The sequence below is a fragment of the Rhodococcus sp. SB1D genome, assembly GCF_048573875.1.
In the GTDB taxonomy this organism is placed as follows: Bacteria; Actinomycetota; Actinomycetes; order Mycobacteriales; family Mycobacteriaceae; genus Rhodococcus_F; species Rhodococcus_F qingshengii.
In genome coordinates this window covers 67,722-85,508 of record NZ_JBMAIQ010000005.1, presented here as the reverse complement: position 1 = coordinate 85,508, position 17,787 = coordinate 67,722, and the positions used below count along the sequence as shown (strand labels likewise).

The 17,787-nt window shown below is 62.7% G+C and carries 14 protein-coding genes; 6 read left to right on the top strand and 8 right to left on the bottom strand.

What is annotated here, in order from left to right:
* Nucleotides 1-75: 75 nt before the first annotated feature.
* Both ACN50D_RS13630 and ACN50D_RS13625 read right to left on the bottom strand, forming a co-directional pair.
* The gene (locus tag ACN50D_RS13630) at nucleotides 76-804 is read right to left on the bottom strand and encodes an acetoacetate decarboxylase family protein (RefSeq protein ID WP_003945787.1); all 729 of its coding nucleotides are present in this window, start codon (nucleotides 802-804) and stop codon (nucleotides 76-78) included.
* The gene (locus ACN50D_RS13625; RefSeq protein ID WP_054782036.1) at nucleotides 801-1,661 is read right to left on the bottom strand and encodes an SDR family oxidoreductase; all 861 of its coding nucleotides are present in this window, start codon (nucleotides 1,659-1,661) and stop codon (nucleotides 801-803) included. The genes ACN50D_RS13630 and ACN50D_RS13625 overlap by 4 nt, the downstream gene beginning before the upstream one ends.
* Before the next feature lie 139 nt (nucleotides 1,662-1,800).
* Here ACN50D_RS13625 and ACN50D_RS13620 point away from each other — a divergent pair, with 139 nt between their 5' ends.
* Complete coding sequence (locus ACN50D_RS13620) at nucleotides 1,801-3,006, top strand: cytochrome P450 (RefSeq protein WP_211921449.1); 1,206 nt, start codon at nucleotides 1,801-1,803, stop codon at nucleotides 3,004-3,006.
* Here the strand turns inward: ACN50D_RS13620 and ACN50D_RS13615 are convergent.
* Nucleotides 2,995-3,429, bottom strand: a complete 435-nt coding sequence (locus tag ACN50D_RS13615; protein WP_003945598.1) for a cupin — start codon at nucleotides 3,427-3,429, stop codon at nucleotides 2,995-2,997. The two genes, ACN50D_RS13620 and ACN50D_RS13615, sit on opposite strands and share 12 nt — an antisense overlap.
* 125 nt (nucleotides 3,430-3,554) lie before the next feature.
* Between ACN50D_RS13615 and ACN50D_RS13610 the strand changes: the two genes are divergently transcribed.
* On the top strand, nucleotides 3,555-3,911 hold the full coding sequence (locus ACN50D_RS13610; protein WP_249342965.1) for a hypothetical protein: 357 nt from the start codon (nucleotides 3,555-3,557) through the stop codon (nucleotides 3,909-3,911).
* A gap of 17 nt (nucleotides 3,912-3,928) precedes the next feature.
* Here ACN50D_RS13610 and ACN50D_RS13605 read toward each other — a convergent pair whose 3' ends face one another.
* A complete protein-coding gene (locus ACN50D_RS13605; RefSeq protein ID WP_209922162.1) occupies nucleotides 3,929-4,873 on the bottom strand; it encodes an alpha/beta hydrolase family protein in 945 nt (314 codons plus the stop codon).
* A 118-nt stretch (nucleotides 4,874-4,991) separates the two neighbouring features.
* Here ACN50D_RS13605 and ACN50D_RS13600 point away from each other — a divergent pair, with 118 nt between their 5' ends.
* Nucleotides 4,992-5,591 carry a TetR/AcrR family transcriptional regulator gene (locus ACN50D_RS13600; RefSeq protein ID WP_007734129.1) on the top strand — a complete coding sequence of 200 codons (600 nt, stop codon included), beginning with the start codon at nucleotides 4,992-4,994 and terminating at the stop codon, nucleotides 5,589-5,591.
* Nucleotides 5,592-5,601: 10 nt separating this feature from the next.
* Here ACN50D_RS13600 and ACN50D_RS13595 read toward each other — a convergent pair whose 3' ends face one another.
* From ACN50D_RS13595 to ACN50D_RS13580, 4 genes are all read right to left on the bottom strand, one after another.
* Complete coding sequence (locus ACN50D_RS13595) at nucleotides 5,602-6,684, bottom strand: ABC transporter substrate-binding protein (RefSeq protein WP_031332841.1); 1,083 nt, start codon at nucleotides 6,682-6,684, stop codon at nucleotides 5,602-5,604.
* A 78-nt stretch (nucleotides 6,685-6,762) separates the two neighbouring features.
* Complete coding sequence (locus ACN50D_RS13590; protein ID WP_042449420.1) at nucleotides 6,763-7,560, bottom strand: ABC transporter permease; 798 nt, start codon at nucleotides 7,558-7,560, stop codon at nucleotides 6,763-6,765.
* Nucleotides 7,557-8,387, bottom strand: a complete 831-nt coding sequence (locus ACN50D_RS13585; protein ID WP_063315027.1) for an ABC transporter permease — start codon at nucleotides 8,385-8,387, stop codon at nucleotides 7,557-7,559. Before ACN50D_RS13585 ends, ACN50D_RS13590 begins: the two co-directional genes overlap by 4 nt.
* Nucleotides 8,384-9,217: an ABC transporter ATP-binding protein gene (locus ACN50D_RS13580; RefSeq protein ID WP_083056051.1), complete on the bottom strand. Its 834-nt coding sequence runs from the start codon at nucleotides 9,215-9,217 to the stop codon at nucleotides 8,384-8,386. The genes ACN50D_RS13585 and ACN50D_RS13580 overlap by 4 nt, the downstream gene beginning before the upstream one ends.
* Before the next feature lie 97 nt (nucleotides 9,218-9,314).
* Here ACN50D_RS13580 and recC point away from each other — a divergent pair, with 97 nt between their 5' ends.
* The 3 genes from recC to recD are packed head-to-tail and all read left to right on the top strand — an operon-like array spanning nucleotide 9,315 to nucleotide 17,782.
* Entirely contained in the window at nucleotides 9,315-12,596 is a 3,282-nt protein-coding gene (gene recC, locus ACN50D_RS13575; RefSeq protein WP_211921451.1) for an exodeoxyribonuclease V subunit gamma, read from the top strand.
* A gap of 3 nt (nucleotides 12,597-12,599) precedes the next feature.
* Entirely contained in the window at nucleotides 12,600-15,917 is a 3,318-nt protein-coding gene (locus tag ACN50D_RS13570) for a UvrD-helicase domain-containing protein (protein WP_211921453.1), read from the top strand.
* Complete coding sequence (gene recD / locus ACN50D_RS13565; protein ID WP_211921455.1) at nucleotides 15,914-17,782, top strand: exodeoxyribonuclease V subunit alpha; 1,869 nt, start codon at nucleotides 15,914-15,916, stop codon at nucleotides 17,780-17,782. Before ACN50D_RS13570 ends, recD begins: the two co-directional genes overlap by 4 nt.
* The last annotated feature ends 5 nt before the right edge of the window (nucleotides 17,783-17,787 follow it).

The window sequence follows — 17,787 nt, the reverse complement described above, 5'->3', positions numbered from 1 at the left end:
TGACGCGAGTTGGTCAACCGTCCAGGAGTGTAGCCCGAGTCACACGTGACCGAAAGGGGTGCCGTCGGCCGACACTCAGATTGTTGTGGCCTCCCCGAACGTCATCGCCAGGTTCTTGATGGTCGTGGTCATCAGGGCCCGGCGGGGGAGTCCCAGTTTCCGAAGCTCCGCCGCCATCGGGTGACTGCCCAGTTGAACCTCGGCTCCACCAGGGCGCGATTTGACGCCGGTCGGTGCCATGTCCCACGACGTGCACCTGGTGGCGCCGTCGAGATGTGAGTACGCGGCCAACGACATGTTGGCTCCGCCGCCCGGCACGCTGACGCCGGATTTCACACTCAACTGTGTGATGAGTTTGCCGTCGCGAGAGACCGATCCGCGCTTGACCGAGCCGACGTGCTCGGTGTCGAACTCGGCGAGCACCTTCGGGAATCCCCAGATTTCCCGGCCGGCGGCCTTGGTGAACTCGCCGTCCACCGGCAACTCGTGAATGAGTGCCCCTGCAGTTCCGGCAGCGAGCGAACGTAGATCTCCCAGCACCGAGGTTTCGGGAGGCGCAGTGTGGCTGCGCACCATGTACGTCACTCCGAATTCGTTGTACGGCCCCAGATCCCCGTCGATGTAGTCGACAAAAACCAGGCCGCACAGCGCCCGGCCGGGACGGTACTGGAGCACGGTCAAGCCGGTGTAATCGATGATCGACTGCGCGGTTGTGCTGGGTACCGAGTACAACGCCATGAAGGCAGACGCGGTGCGAACTTCGACGGGCATCTCGACCTTCTTGCCCAGAATCGTGTAGCTCATGGCGCCACCACCCCGCGGAGTCCGTCGGAGCCGTAGACAGGTTCGAGCATCGAGCGGAAATCCGGTCCGCGGCGCAGCATTTGGCCTCCGTCGACGTTGATGATCTGCCCGGTGATCCAGGTGGAGTGCGGTCCGAGGAGGAAGGAAGCGAGTCCGGCGACGTCCTCGACCTCGCCGACGCGTTCGAGCGGCGTGTTGGCCAGGTAGTCGTCCAGGATGGGGCCACCGTCGGTGATGAGCGCGACCAGATCCGTTCGGGTCAGCCCCGGGCGGATCGCGTTGACACGAATGTTGCTGGCGCCCAGTTCGTCTGCTGCCAACTGCACCAGGTGGTCGACGCCGGATTTCGAGACTCCGTACGCGCCGAACCAGCGATGTGTGTTGCTGCTGGCGATCGACGAGATCGCGACGATGGATCCACCGCCTCCAGCCACCAGTGCCCGCGCGCCGTGCTTGATCGTCAGCATGGTCCCCGTGACGTTGAGGTCGACGGTGCGGCGCCAGGCGTCGACGTCGAGTTGCGTGACCGGTGCGATGGTTTCGTTCCCGCCGGCGCAGGCCACGACTCCGTCGAGCTTTCCGGTGACGGACACCGCCGCGGCGACAGCGGCGACGACGTCTGTCTCGATCGTGACGTCGGCGGGGGAGACGCTGACCGATCCTTCCGGACTCGACTGCCGGATCGATTCGGCGGCAGCTTCGAGTTTCTCCTTGTTGCGTCCGCAGATCGTGACGTGAGCGCCAGACGCAACGAGCGAACGAGCGATGCCCAGGCCGATGCCACTACCGCCGCCGGTCACCAGTATCGATGTGCCGGCGAAAGTGGGTATGCCCGCTGAGGCGGTGTCGTCGTCCATGCGTGTCTCCTGGTCGTTGCTCCGGCGGGCTCGCGTGCTGATTCTGGAGGATTTCCGATTCGGCTTCGGTGAAAACGCCCCACGCTATATAGGAACAGGTTCTACTTATTGAGGCAAGGGTTGTGCGAGAGGTGGAGTGATGGCTACCAGACCGACCTTCGATTTGATCGACGGACGCTTCTATAGCGGAGACCTCGGCAATGTGCGCGACGCGTACGCCTGGATGCGCGATCACGAGCCCGTGTACCGAGACGACGCCAACGGAATCACCGCGGCCGCGAGTTACGACGCCGTCGTCGCAGCCGAGCGGGATCCCGAACTGTTCTCCAACGCCGGTGGCATCCGCCCCGAAACCGGTCCATTGCCGCAGATGATCGACATGGACGACCCGCAGCACCTCACACGTCGACGCTTGGTCAATACGGGTTTCACACGTAAGAAGGTCGAAGCCAAGGCCGGCCGTATCCGGGAGATCTGCGATCAACTGATCGACGCCGTCTGTGAGAAAGGAGAAGCCGACTTCGTCGCAGACCTGGCGGCACCGCTGCCGATGGCCGTCATCGGCGACATGTTGGGTGTCCGTCCGGAGGAACGCGCGTTGTTTCTGCGGTGGTCGGACGATCTGGTGAAGGCATTGGGAAGCAACGCTTCCCAGGATCAACTGCAGGCCATGATGGTTGCGTACGTCGACTTCACCGCGTACATGATGCGAACCATCGCCGAGCGGAGGAGCGACCCGGCCGACGATTTGGTGAGCACGTTGATTCACAGTGAGGTCGACGGCGAGGCCCTCTCCGATCAGGAAATCGTCAACGAATCCCTGCTGATCCTGATCGGCGGTGACGAGACCACACGGCACGTGCTCAGCGGCGGCATGGAACAGCTACTGCGCCATCCGGACCAGCGCCGGGAGCTAGTCGACGATCCCGATGCCATTCCCTTGGCAATGGAGGAGATGCTGCGGTGGTCCTCGCCGATCAAGAACATGGCTCGAACCCTGACCCGTGACACCGATTTCTTCGGCGCGCAGCTGAAGGCAGGTGAGAAGATGCTGCTGCTCTTCGAATCGGCAAATTTCGACGAGTCCGTGTTCCTGAACGCCGAACGGTTCGATGTCGGCCGCACACCGAATCCGCACGTGGCCTTCGGCTTCGGAACTCATTTCTGTCTGGGCAATCAGCTGGCCAGGTTGGAGGGACGGATCATGTTCGAGCAACTGTTCGCCAGGCTGCCGGACATGGAACTTGCCACCGACGCGCCGTTGCAGCGGCGTGCGGCCAACTTCGTGTCCGGGCTCGAATCGATGCCGGTGCGGTTTAACTCTTCTGCCCCGTCAGCCGGGTAGTTGGCAGTTAGGAGGCGCAGCATCTTCGGAGAGGGGGCTGCCCGCCGGATTGACGTAGACGACCTCGAGCACCAATGGTGTTGTCTGCGAGTTGTTTCCGATGTGCACATGATCTGAACCGCTCGGTTCGATCAAAGTATTTCCGGCGCTGTAGATCCCGTCGACGGAGCAATCGGATCGGTAGTGGCTCAACGTGCCCTGCGCGATCAGCGCGTAGAGCGTCCCGTCGTGGAAGTGCCAACCGGTGGAACCGCCGGGGTCGATGGTGATCTGGCGCAGGATGTAGTCCTTGCCGTCGAAAGTCACCTGCCCGAGGATTTCTCCGTGTACCCCCGTGCTCGGTGTTGCCGACGCATTGATCGGCGTCAGCGACAGTCCGATCGCTGCGGACACTGCAAGCAGAACCTGATGGCGTTTACGCATGAGCGGCCCTCCCAGACGGATGTGCTCCTGAGTGTCCTCCGACAGTGTCCGATTTATCCCGGTTTTCGTGGATCTTGCAGGGTGAAGGCAGAGGTATGCCCTTGAGAGGCGGTTACGCTCGTGTCATGCAGCAAGTCGCGACGAGGCGCCGGAGCCAGCCGCCGCCTGCGCGCTTCATGTTCGAGGCATTGATCGATCCGTACCGCCAGCCCGCCCGGCACTGGCTGGAACTTCTCGAGAGCGAGATCTCACCGGAGATCGTCAGGGCTGTAGAACCGGAGCTGGTGATCTGGACGTCGATCTGGCCGGACCGACCCGACGCCGTCATCCGATTCGACATCGAGGCGGTTGGAAACAGTACGATGCTGCGTTGGACGCTCTTCTTGGACGATCCGATACCGCCCGAGGCAGAGGTTGTCAGCATGCGAAAGCGGCTCAACACCTTGATCAATGCGAATCTCAGGTTCAACTTCGGCCAATAAGTTGGATCACTGCCGCATTACTTGGTGTCGACTCGGCCGATCGGGTCGGCGTTGTCGCTGAATGCGGCCCGGGCCGCTGGCCAGCTGGTCTCATCGATGCGCAACGCGGTCCGAAGGTAGGCAGTACTCATCCGTTGGATGGCGGCGACCCGCTCTGGGTTCTCGTCGGTGGTCTCGGCGACTTCGTATCCGACGATTCCACCGAGTGCGTGCTCGGCACCGTAGAAGGAAAGGAGGTCGGTGGCTCCTGGGCTGTGCGTGTAGGCGTCGGTGAACCAGTCAGGTCCGCGGCTGGACATCTTGGACTGGTCGTGGTCGCCCGCGACGACGAGTGTCGGCGTCGTCAGTTCCTGGAACGAGGGGCGCATGAACGGGAAGTTCGCCTGCGCGAACGGATGCAGGTTCTCGCCGCCGAGACCGGTTGCCGCGAACAGGATTCCCGCGGTGACGCGACTGTCGGACATGTCCTGGCCGACCTGGCCGGCCTCGTCGAAGATCCTTGCTCCGAGGAGTGACTGAGCGGTTTGCCCGCCCCAGGAGTGACCAGTGGCGGCAACTCGACTGCGGTCGATGCGGCCGGCAAGCCCGGGCACGGCAAATTCGATGGTGTCGAGCTGATCAAGGATGCGTGTGAGATCCGCGATTCTCTCGGTCCAGATCGTCGGGAAAACCGGGTGGTCGAACCCGAAACCGTTCCGGCGCGAGTCCAGATGTGTCGGCTGGATCACCACGAATCCGTGGGATGCCCAGAATGCCGTGAGTGGCGAGTATCCATCGAGGTTCCAGCCGTTGCCGTGGGAGAACACCACAACGGGGAGGTTCGTGCCTGCTGCCGGAGCAGACACACGTACTTCCAGCGGGACAGGTCGATCGGGGGCGAACAACTCGACGGGGGCAACGGAGACGACCGGGGTGCCGGCGCCGATGATGCCGTTAAGAGTGTCGATCATTGATGAGGTCATGGCAAGTTCCTTGCTGAGGCTGCACCCTGCGATACTGTTTATCGGAGCGTCGCTCCGCAACATTACGGAGCGTTGTTCCGTAATGCAAACATATGTTGTGAGTCAGCGAGGAGTGCACATGGCTGATGCCCAGGACGAGCAGTCGCGCGTCGCGTCTCCCAAGCAAGTCGGTCGCCCACGTCGAAGCGAGCAGGCGCTGCTCGACGCGGCGGCAGCAGTGTTCGTGGAGTCCGGAGTCGACGCTCCGGTGCGGGAGATTGCGGCGAAGGCCGGCGTCGGCATGGGGACGATCTACCGCCACTTCCCGACGCGTCCCGAGTTGGTGGTCGCCGTATACCGACACCAAGTCGAGGCGTGTGCGGACGCGGGCCCACAGATGCTCGCGGAGAGTGCAACGCCCGAGGCGGCTTTGCGGGCATGGGTGGCTTTGTTCGTGGAGTTCCTGGTAACCAAGCATGGGCTCGCCGGTGCACTGCAAGGAGACAGCGCCGGGTCCGACGCTCTGCATATCTACTTCGTCGACCGCCTCGTTCCGGTATGTGACTCCCTCCTCGCGGCAGCGCTCGAGTCCGTTGGCACTGCTTCGCGGGTCGATGCGTACAACGTGCTCAAAGGCATCGGGAACCTTTGTATCGGTGCTGGGTCCGATGACCGGTACAAGGCCGAGGTCCTTGTACAGCTATTCATCTCGGGCGTACTCGCGCGGGAGGTTCGCTGACGCTCGGCAGTCAGATCAGCTCCGGATTCTCGGCGTACACCTCTTCGAGGATCGACATGTCGAACAGTTGCTCCGCCGTAATCTCCAGCCCCGCTTTCGACAGTGCCGCGATGTTCTGTTCGATCAGTTGGGGTGTCATCGTGAACAACCCGTTGGCTTTGGTATCTGCCGACACCACCAGATCATTCTGTGCGGTGGCTTCCTTGATCTGCTCTTCGAGTTCGAGGTTCTGGTCCTTGCCGTAGACCTCGACGGCAAGCCGTGCCGACTCTGCCGGATCGGCGACCGCATCCTTCCATCCTTGGATCTCGGCCTTCAGGAATGCCTTGAGTTTGTCCCTCTCGTTGTCGATGGTGGACTGGAGAACCGTGAACGATTCGGCGACCAACGGCAGGTTGTAGTCCGCGAAGAGGAAGTGGGCGTTGGGGAAACCTTTGGCGGCCAGTGTGATCGGCTCGTTGGTCACGTAGGAGACCCAGCCGTCCACCTCGCCGTTCGCCAAGGGGCTCGGATCGAACTGCGCGGGCACGATCGTCATCTGGCTTTCGGTCAGGCCGTTTGCTGCCAGGAGAGCTCCGAAGACGAGCTGATTGGAATCCTGGACGCCGATCTTCTTGCCGATCATGTCCTGTGGTGAGTTGATGGGTGCCGCAGCGGAACTGACAATCGCAAACGGATTCTTCTGGAATGTCGCACCGACAATCTTTGCCTCCAGTCCGTCGAGTACGGCGGGGGCTGTGAGCTGCGGTGCGGACATTCCGATCCACACCTTGCCGGTGTCCAGGCCGGCTTCGACGCCGGTGCCGGCTGCGCCACCTGCCACCAGGTCTACATTCCCGAACCCTGCATCCTTGTAGTACCCCTTGTCGAGAGCGAAGTACTCACCGGCGAACTCGATGTTCTTGATCCAGGACAACTGCACTGCAACTGTTCCGAATTCGGAACCGTCGTCCGTGGTTCCGCCACTCGAACTGCTGGAGTCACTGCTACACGCGAGCAATGACGCACTACCGGCGACTGCGATGCCGGTCAGCGCGGAGTAGCGGAAGAAGGCCCTGCGGTCCAGCTGGCGGACGGGCTTGAATGGCGTCATGAATCGGAACACTAGGGCCAGTCGGTTTCGTTCAGTTTGCTTGGGAGAGAGAGTTTGTTGAGGTCGTGTTAACAGATGTCACGACTTGCCCGCCGAAGGACCGAAACGAGACAGAGCGATGCTTTCGAAGATCCCGACCACGGCGTAGAGGACGATCGACACCACGGTGATCACCACGATAGATGCCCACAATTCGTTGTACTGGTAGCGCGGAATGGCTTTGATCATGCTCGAACCCAAGCCTTGGCCGCTACCGAGCCATTCGCCGATCAGTGCTCCGATCAAAGCGCCGGGCACTGACACCCTAGCGGCGGCGAACACCGCCGGAAGTGCGGACGGTACGGACACCATTCGCAATGCGGTCCAACGACTCCCGCCGTACGCAGCGATGAGGTCTTGTGCCTGAGCTGGAGCGGCACGTAGACCGACCATGATCATGACGAGGGCTGGGAAGAACACCACTATCGCAACCATGACTGTCACACCCACGATTCCGCGGCCGAATATCAGGACGATGATCGGGGTCATCGCAACGAGAGGAACAGATCGTAGAAGCATTGCAACGGGCATGAAAGTCTGTTCGACAGTGCGGGAAACGACGAAGATCGATGCCACCACGAGCGCGGCAGTCATTCCGACGGCAAAGCCGACACCGGCGTCGCGCAGAGTGATGAACAGGTTGTCGATGATGCCCGAACGAGCGTCGGCGGATTTTGGGCCGGAGAACAGGTACTCCCAGACGTCGGCCGGCGTCTTTCCCACACGCGGGCCGACCTGGGGGAAGGCGTTGAGGAAGACCACCCAGATGACAAGCAACAGCGCCGAGGCGATGGCAATCGGGGCGAGGAATCTCAATGTTCCTCGTACCGAGGTCATTTCTGTGCTCCCGGAGCGCTGGTCCACGGCGTGACGAGCCGGGCGATCGCTGCGACGACGGCGTACCCCAGACCGGCGAGCAAGGCGGCGGCGATAGCCATTCCCCACGTTCGCGGGACGTTGTACGACGTCTGAGCGGCCGTTAGTGCGACGCCGATCCCGCTGTCCACCCCGCCGAGATACTCACCGAGAATTGCACCCAGTACGGCCGAAGGTGCAGCAATCTTGAGGGCAGCAAAGGTGCTCGGAAGTGCGCTCACAAGTTGAACTTTGGTGAACTTCTGCCAACGCCCACCGCCGTAGGCGGCGACGAGATCGAGGCTCGTCTTGTCTGCCGATCTCAGGCCTGCGAGTGTGCCGACCATCGTGGTGAAGAAGCAGTACATTGCGGCGAGAAAGATTGTGGGGGTCCGGCCGCCGAAGACGACCAGGATGATTGGGCCAAGCGCCAACAGCGGTGTGCAGTAGCTCAGGATCGCCAATTGCGTGGCCAATCCCTCGATGGGCGGAATGAGAACGACAAGCACGGCAAGCGTGATCGCCAGCAGGTTTCCCCAGAGAAAGCCCTGCAGCGCACCGGAAGCCGTGACGGTGAAATTGGGTCCGTACAGCGACCAACCGTCGTCGAACATCGTCGAGACAACCACCCACGGCGTCGGAATCGTGCCTCCCGCAACACCGGCCGCCGCCAGAATCCACCAGAGCACGATCAGTCCGCAGATACCGACTGCACCGCCGAACCACGTAGGACGCCTAAATCGGATCCGGCGCGGTACAGATGGCTGCGCCGCCGCGGTCGCGACGTTCTCGATATCGGTAATTGTCATGCGACGCCTGCTTTTCCGAAGAGCAGTCCGGAGAGGTAGTCGTGGATCTCGTGGAACTCGGGTGTACGCATCATCTCGGGTGTACGCGGGCGCGGCAGGTCGATCGGCACGACTTCGAGGACGCGTCCGGGCCGCGGCGTCATGACGGCAACGACGTCGGAGAGGAACACGGCTTCGGCGATTCCGTGAGTCACCATCAACGTGGTCGCCGGTTTCTCGGTCCAGATCCTGAGCAATTCGATGTTGAGTCGTTGTCGGGTCATGTCGTCCAGCGCGCCGAAAGGCTCGTCGAGTAGCAGGACACTCGGCTTGACCACGAGCGATCGTGCGATCGACACACGCTGACGCATACCGCCGGACAATTGAGCGGGCTTGGCCTTCTCGAATCCTTCGAGGCCGACGAGAGCGATCAGGTCGGCTATCAGTCCGGGGTCGGGATCGATGCCGGCAACCTGAAGGGGCAGTTTGATGTTGGAGGCCACTGTTCGCCACGGCAGCAAAGCCGAATCCTGGAAGGCGATTCCGAGTTCGCGGCGCTTGCGTAACTCGGCCGGCGACTGTCCGTTGACAAGGGCCGTTCCCGACGTCGGACTATCGAGGCCCGCAAGGATGCGGAGAACGGTGGACTTCCCACATCCGGACGGCCCGAGCAGAGACAGGAAAGAGCCTTCGCTGGTTTGAAGGGACACGTCGGTCAGCGCGGTCACCGACCGACGACCCATCTCGAAGGTCTTGCCGAGGCCGGAGATGTCGAGACCGGTTCCAGCGGGGCGAGGTGTGGTGACGGGACTGGTCATTCCCGCACAGTACGAACGTCCGGTTGCGGTCATGTTGCCTGCGCGTCACCGCTGCGTGAGGCTGGTTCGGCGTCTCCTGTCATAGCGCCGTGGTGAGATGGACCTCTGGACGGAGTGAGGGGAGCGAAGATTGCTGAAGTTGTACCGGGCCGAGCGTTCGGACACCTTGGTCTCGGCGTTGGCCACGCTCCTCCGTACCCCGCTGTCGGATCCATACGCCCGGGAAACTGTTGCGGTGCCGGCCAAGGGCGTCGAGCGTTGGCTCAATCAGCGGCTGTCCTCCCAGCTAGGCACGTCCGGACCGTCAGCAGTGGACGGAATTTCTGCGAACATCGCGTTTCCTTCACCCGCGCGCCTGGTCGCGGAGTCCGTGGCCGCGGTCAGTGGAATCACGGCTGACGACGACCCATGGTCGCCGACGCGATTGGTGTGGACGGTTCTCGATGTGATCGACGAGTCCCTCGGCGAGCCCTGGTGCGGAGTCCTGGCGAAACATCTCGAAGGCCATCGTGAAGGTCGACGGTTTGCCTCCGCCACACATGTCACCGAACTCTTCCGCAGTTATGCCGCGCAACGCCCGCAGATGCTGATCGACTGGGCCGCCGGGCGGTTGACCGACGGACACGGATTGGGGCTGTCGCAGGATTTCGAATGGCAGGCACGTCTGTGGTGCATCGTCGCGGACAAGATCGACGTTCCGGGGCCCGCAGAGCGACTGGGGCAAGTGAGCCGCGCGCTGGTCGAGGACCCGGCCTTGGTCGACCTACCGGAACGTCTGTCGGTCTTCGGGCCGACCCGGCTGCCGGTCGATCAGCGAATGATCTTGAGCGCACTCAGTGCGAATCGGGACGTGCACATCTGGCTCCCGCATCCCAGCCCTGCGCTGTGGACCAAGATGAGCTCGCGCATACCGCCTCGAAGTGAGAGCACGATCCGACGTTCGGAAGACGGGTCAGCGCTGATATCCGCCAATCCGTTGCTGTCGAGTCTTGCTCGCGACGTTCGTGAACTTCAGATCAGCCTCGGTGCCGCCGAGTTCGAGTCGGTGCATCTTCCCGAACCAGCCGGCCCGAAATCTCTCCTGGCGACGGTCAAGGCCGATGTCATCGCAGATCGTGCTCCCAGGGTTGCAGCGGAACCGGATGGGACAGTTCAGGTCCACGCTTGCCACGGGCCGGCACGGCAGGTCGAGGTGCTCCGCGAATGTCTGCTCCGATTGTTCGAGGACGACCCGACATTGCAGCCGCGCGACGTACTCGTGATGTGCCCGGACGTCGAAACGTACGCACCTTTGGTTCGTGCTGCATTCGGGCAAGGCGTCCATGGCCACCCGGGGCATCTCCTTCGAGTAAGGCTGGCAGACCGCGGATTACGTCAGACCAATCCTGTCCTGGCCGTTCTCGGCTCTCTCCTCGAATTGGCCGACGGCCGGGCCACAGCCAGTGAGGTTCTCGACCTGGCCGCGACCGAGCCTGTCCGCACACGTTTTTCGTGGGGCGACGACGAGTTGGAAAGACTGCGGGAATGGACGACGGAAGCGGGTGCTCGCTGGGGAATCGGTAGTCGGCAGCGTGCCACGTTCGGCCTCGACGCATTTCCGCAGAACACCTTCAACACCGCCATGGACCGAATCTTGTTGGGGGTCAGCGCGGACGAATCGGAAAATGCCTGGTTGGATCTCGCGCTACCACTCGATGACGTGGACGGCACAGACATCGACCTGACTGGACGTTTCGCAGAGTTCGTCGATCGCCTGGCCGTCTCGCTTCGCGATCTTGCCGGCCCACATTCACCGGCCGAATGGCTTCGTGTGCTGATGCGGGCCCTGGATCTGCTGACCGACACAGCGCCCGCAGATTCCTGGCAGAGCGCGGGGGCCCACCGCGAACTGGTAGCTGCTGTCGAATTCGGCGGAGAGACGGTGTTACGTCTGGCCGATGTTCGCGCGATGCTCTCGCGCAGCCTCGCGGGCAGACCGACGCGTGCCAACTTCCGAACCGGCGAACTGACGGTGTGCACGATGGTTCCGATGCGTTCGGTACCGCATCGCGTGGTCGTGCTGATCGGACTCGACGACGAGGTGTTCCCTCGAACCGGTGGAGTCGACGGCGACGACATCTTGTCACGTGATCCCGTTGTGGGGGAGCGTGATCTGCGCAGTGAAGACCGGCAACTGCTTCTCGATGCCGTGATGTCTGCGGGCGAACATCTGATTCTGTTGTATACCGGTGCCGATCCGGTCACCGGTGTCGTCAGACCACCGGCGATCCCCCTCAGTGGCCTTCTCGACGTACTCAGTGCGACGGTGGGTCCGGAAGCGATCAACGGAGTGCTGACACGGCATCCGTTGCAATCGTTCGACAATCGAAACTTCGCGCCGAACAAGCCGTTCAGCTTCGACACGGCAGCGCTGGCCGGTGCGAGGGCTGCCTCCGGAACACCGGTCGAATTGCCGACAGTCTTGTCGGCCGAGCTACCCGAGGTGCATCCGAAGGAAGTTAACATCGCCGACTTGGTGAACTTCCTGGTACATCCCGCGCGTGGTTTTCTGCGCCAACGCCTCGGCGTCCGGGTACCGGAACTCGACGACGACATCGCGGATTCGCTGGCAACCGAGCTCGATCCACTGTCCACCTGGGCTCTGGGTGACCGAATGCTTCTCTCGCGCTTGGCGGGACGCAGCTCGGCGGATTTCCGTGCAGCCGAGTGGCGCCGCGGCACTCTGCCGCCCTACAACCTGGGCGCTACGGTTCTGGGCAACGTCGAATGGGTGGTCGATCAGATTGCCGGACTTGCCTTGCCGCACTTCGAGGGAGACTCCGAAGCTGTCGACGTCGACATAGACCTCGGTGACGGGCGTCGTCTCACCGGAACGGTAACCGGTGTGCACGGCAATTCAGTGGTGCGAGCGTCGTATTCCTCACTGGCGCCTAAACATCGGATGACGGCCTGGATCAATCTCCTCGCCTTGAAATCACACGGACGACCCGGTCCGCTCGATGCAGTCTCGATCGGACGGGGTCGGGGAAAGATCGCAGCGGCACGGTCGGTGCTCGATGCGCCAGGCAATGCGGTCGAGATCCTGCAGCAACTGGTGGACCTACGCGAGCGGGGGCTGCAGCGTCCGTTGCCGATGTGGGCCGCTACTTCAGCCGAATATGCGCGCCGACGCTTTGGTGGCGAGTCGGTCGACGATGCGACAAACGGTGCGGACACCCAGTGGACCGGGCAGTACGGCGAGATGATCGATCCAAGCAACGCTTACGTTTTCGGAGAAGCTCGAACACTTGCGGAGTTGGCTGCGGATCCGCCGTCGGACGACGAGTTCGTCTGGGCCGAGGAACCGACTCGATTCGGAGTTCTCGCCCGACGGTTGTGGGATCCGTTGCTGACCAACGAAAGAGCGGAGTAACCCGTGGACTTCGATCTATTGGGGCCACTGCCTACCGGCACTACGGTGTTGGAAGCGAGCGCCGGAACCGGCAAGACCTACGCGATCGTCGGACTGGCGACCCGTTGTGTAGCCGAAGGTCTCGCCGACATATCGCAAGTTCTGCTGGTGACATTCAGCAGGGCCGCCACTCAGGAACTTCGTGAGCGTGCCAGGGAGAGGTTCGCGGGAGTGTCCGCCGCTCTGGTCGACCCGGAGGCGGCGAGGCGGTCGGATGATGATCTGGTGGCGTACCTCGCCACAGCTGACGACGCGGAGATCGGCGTGCGGCGTCGTCGACTCCTGCGCGCTCTCGCGGAGTTCGACGCCGGCACCATCACGACCACCCACAGTTTCTGTCAGAGGATGCTCGACGGACTCGGCATCGCCGGGGAACGCGAACCGGACATAACTTTTGTGGAGTCGGTCGACGACCTGATCAGTGAGGTCGTCTCGGATTTGTACCTCAGCCGCTACAGCCGGACGGACTCGTCTCCACCGTTCTCCACGAAGGACGCGCTGGCCATCGCCCGAAGCGCAGTCGGTGATGGTCAGGCAATTCTCGAACCCGACGGCGAGGAGGAGACCGCACCCGGTCAGCGCGTCCTCTTCGCGGCTGCTGCTCGTGTCGAGGTCGAACGACGTAAGCGGACCAAAGGAATTCGCGACTTCAACGATCTGCTGACGCTGTTGCACGGTGTATTGACGGATCCGGAATACGGTCCCGTCGCGTGTCGTCGGGTGCGCGAAAAGTTCAAGGTTGTGTTGATCGACGAGTTCCAGGACACCGATCCGTTGCAGTGGGACATTCTGCGGTTGGCCTTCCACGGTCACACCACCCTGGTCCTGGTCGGTGATCCCAAACAAGCCATCTATGCGTTCCGCGGGGCAGAAGTCCTGAGTTATCTCGATGCGGTCGATCAGGCGGATGCGCACCAGGAGTTGACCACCAATTGGCGTAGCGACCCAGGGTTGTTGGCGGCACTCGAACACCTCTACGGTGGTGCCGCACTCGGCAACGAAGGCATCGTCGCGCATCCGGTGGAGGCTTCGCACAAGAAGTCTCGGTTGTTCGGCCCGGTGCCGATGCGTGTGCGCCATCTGCCCCGTACCGGAGCCGGACCGCTCAATCGTTCGGGATTTCCGGCCGTAGGCAGACTTCGCAGTCGCGTCGCGGACGACGTCGCAGCAGACGTGGTCGCGCTCCTGGGCGGCGATGCCCGCTTGGCAGTCGACGGTGATCCACGCCCGGTCGAACCGGGAGACGTCGCGGTGTTGGTGCGCACCCACAAGCACGTGGCGATGATCCGCGATGCTCTCGATGCCGTCGGTGTACCTTCCGTATTGACCGGAGGGTCCAGTGTTTTCGCGACACCCAGTGCGACCCAGTGGCTGTGGCTGTTGCAGGCGATCGAGCAGCCCCATCGCTCCGATCGTGTCCGGTTGACGGCCCTCTCGCCGATTTTCGGGCGCACCTCCGAAGAACTGGACAAGGACGGCGACAACGTCGTTGCAGAACTTGCAGGTCAACTGCGCTCCTATTCCGGGCTGTTCGCACGCGTCGGGTTTGCGGCTGTGTTCGAAAGAATCTCTGCCGAAACAAATCTGGAGAAGCGTGTACTCGCGGCCCCGTCCGGCGAACGAGATTTCACCGATTTGCGGCACGTCGCACAACTCCTCGGTCGCGTCGCCACCGAGGAAGCGTTCGGGTTGAGCGCACTGGTTCGCTGGCTTTCCGACCGAATCAAGGATCCGACGTCCGGGAGCGCGACCGACAGAAGCCGTCGCCTCGACAGTGACGCTGCCGCAGTGCAAATCGCTACGGTGCATGCCACCAAAGGGCTCGAGTTCCCGATCGTCTACGTCCCGTTCAGTTGGGAGAGCGTTGGCGGCTTCAACTCGCCGACGCAGCTGTTGCACGACCCGGAGGGACGCCGCATCCTCGACGTCGGCGGGCAGGAAGGCCCGGGGTACAACGCCAGAAAGACTGTTGCGGAGGCCGAAGAAGCGGGCGAAGAACTGCGGCTGCTGTACGTGGCGCTGACCCGGGCGCAGTGCCAACTCGTGCTCTGGTGGGCACCCAGCTACGGGACCTCCCGCTCGCCGCTGCACCGGTTGATGCTCGGACGTACACCCGGCATCGCCGAACCTGCTCGGGTAGTGAAGGTGCTCGACGACGGTACAACCGCAGCACGGCTCGCAACCTGGCCGGCAGCAGCTTCCGACGTGATCTCGGTGGAACCTGTTGGTCCCCATCCGCCCTCGCCCGTCCACTGGTCCAGAGCGGCTGCGGACGTGACCGAACTGGCCGCGGCGCGTTTCGATCGAGACCTGGACACTCTGTGGCGTCGTACGTCGTACTCGGCACTCACCGCCGGAGCGCACCACGCGGTCACGACCACGGGCAGCGAGGTCGAGGATCCCGAAAAAGACGACGAGCCAGAGGATTCCGTAGACCTCGGGAGCATTACCCCCTCGCCCCTGGAGGCGTTCCCGTCACCCATGAACGGACTTCCCGCGGGCGCCGCATTCGGCACGCTGGTGCATGAGGTGCTCGAGGTGGTGGACACGGCTGTGGCAGATCTGAGAGAGGAACTCGGGATGCGTTGCGCCGAGGCGGTCTCGGTACGGGCGGCCGAGGTCGACTCCGAAGCACTCGCGGATGCGCTGTATCTGGTGATGCAGACTCCCTTGGGATTCGGAACCTTGGCCACGATCGCGCCGAAAGATCGTCTTCCCGAACTCGATTTCGAACTCCCACTGGCCGGTGGCGACGATCCGGTGTCGATGAGTGTCACACTCCGCGGAGTGTCGGAACTGTTGAGGCGCCACCTTTCCTCCGACGACATTCTGGCGTCGTACGCCGACTATCTGGACCGTGTCGAGACGTCACCGATGCGCGGATTCCTGACGGGCAGTATCGACGCAGTCTTGCGGATCCCGGGCCCGTCGTTCGTGATCGTCGATTACAAGACCAACCGGATCGGTCGTGGCGATCTGACGGCTGCCAACTACACGCGTGAACTCATGGCGACGGAGATGATGCGCTCGCACTATCCGCTGCAGGCACTGCTGTATTCGGTTGCACTGCATCGGTATCTGCGGTGGCGCCTGCCCGACTACGATCCGCACCGTCATCTCGGGGGCGTGCAGTATCAATTCGTGCGTGGGATGCTCGGCCCGGACAGCCCGCCGGAATGCGGTGTCTTCGAATGGAAACCGCCTGCTCAGCTGACGGTTGAACTATCGGATCTGCTGGCCGGTCTTGATGCGTCCCACACAGTAGGGGAGAAGATTCGATGACCGAGGCGCAATTGGCGCAGCGCGCCAAAGGGATCGTGCGAATCTTCAACGAAGCCGGGGTTCTGGTTGCCGCCGATGTTCATGTCGCGACGAGAGTGTGCAGCCTGGGCGGTGAAACGTCGGACGAGGTGATGCTGGCCGCAGCGTTGGCGGTCCGCGCTGTGCGCTCAGGTTCGGTGTGCCTCGATCTGCAACGGATGCGTGATGTGAGCGTCGACAATGCGACGGAGGAGGAACTCACGTCGTTGCCGTGGCCCGAACCGTCGGAGATCGTTGCCGCCCTTCGGCTGAGCCCTCTGGTGATCGGCGGAAACGCCGGACCTCTCAGACCGCTCCGGTTGGTCGACACGGACGACGGTGAACTCCTCTACCTCGATCGATATTTTCTGCAGGAGCAGACGATTCGGCGAGTGCTCGACGAGCGGGCGTCCACGTGGCCGCCCGCCGACCTGAAAGCGGTCCGAACGCGGCTGGATTCGCTGTTCGTCGACGAGAACGGGCCGACCATCGCGCCGGATCGTCAACGGATAGCAGCTGCTCTCGCCGCGACACAGTGGACCACCGTCATCGCCGGTGGGCCCGGAACCGGCAAAACCCATACGGTCGCACGTATTCTCGCTCTCCTGTCGGAGGAACTGGGTTCGAATGCTCGTATCGGTCTGGCCGCACCGACGGGTAAAGCCGCAGCACGGCTGCAGGAGTCCGTACGTGAGCAGACCGCGAGCCTTGGCCTTCCCGAAGAACTCGCGGCCATGACCCTGCACCGCCTACTCGGTTGGCAGCGGGGGAGTTCGAGTCGTTTCAAATACAATGCGACCAACAGACTTCCCTACGATGTGGTCGTCGTCGACGAGACGTCGATGGTCTCCCTCACGTTGATGGCGCGCCTGCTCGAAGCCGTTCGCCCCGATACCCGGCTACTGCTCGTCGGCGATCCCGATCAGTTGACCTCAGTCGACGCGGGCGCTGTTCTTGCTGATCTTGTCGCCCGCCCGGTAAAGGTCAGTGGAAATCCGACGCTGACACAGTTGGTGGGTGACGATCTCACGGCCACTGGTTCCGAAGAGGCATTGAGTGCGGATGAGCAGGATCGTCTGCGGGGCGGGATCATTCAACTCTCACGCGGGCGCCGCTTCGACGGAGCCATCGCGTCGTTGGCCAGGGCAGTTCGAGCGGGAGATTCCGCTGAGGTTCTGCGTATCCTGCGCAACGGTGATCCCGCCGTCTCCTTCCATTCGCCCGAGGATGTTGACGCATTGCGCGCCGACATCGTTGCGAGTTCAGAGGTGGTGACGGCGTCGGCCGAGGTGGGTGATGCGATCGGCGCGCTGAAAGGCTTGGAATCGCACCGCCTTCTGTGCGCCCACCGTGACGGACCGTACGGTGTCGGGAGGTGGGCGCAGCAGGCGATGGAGTGGGTCGGCACGGCATCAGGGCAATTCCTGGACCCGACGAGGTGGTATCCGGGCCAACCCCTGTTGGTGACGGCCAACGACTACGAGGCGAAGATCTACAACGGGGATGCCGGGGTGATCGTGCAGCGTGAGGATGGCGTGCCTATTGCCGCATTCCAGCGGGGCAGTGATGCGTTTCTGATTCACCCGAGCCAACTCTCGTCGGTGCAGACGGTTTACGCGATGACGATTCACCGGAGCCAGGGCAGCCAGTACGACACCGTATCGGTGATGTTGCCGGCCGAGGCGTCGTCACTGCTGACTCGGGAGTTGTTGTACACGGCGATCACTCGCGCCAGAAACCATGTGAGAGTAATCGGCACCGAGGATTCCGTGAGGGCGGGAGTGCAGCGACAGGTACTCAGGGCAAGTGGGCTGCGTCGGGAGATCCGTCCGTACGACGGGCCGTGAAAGTC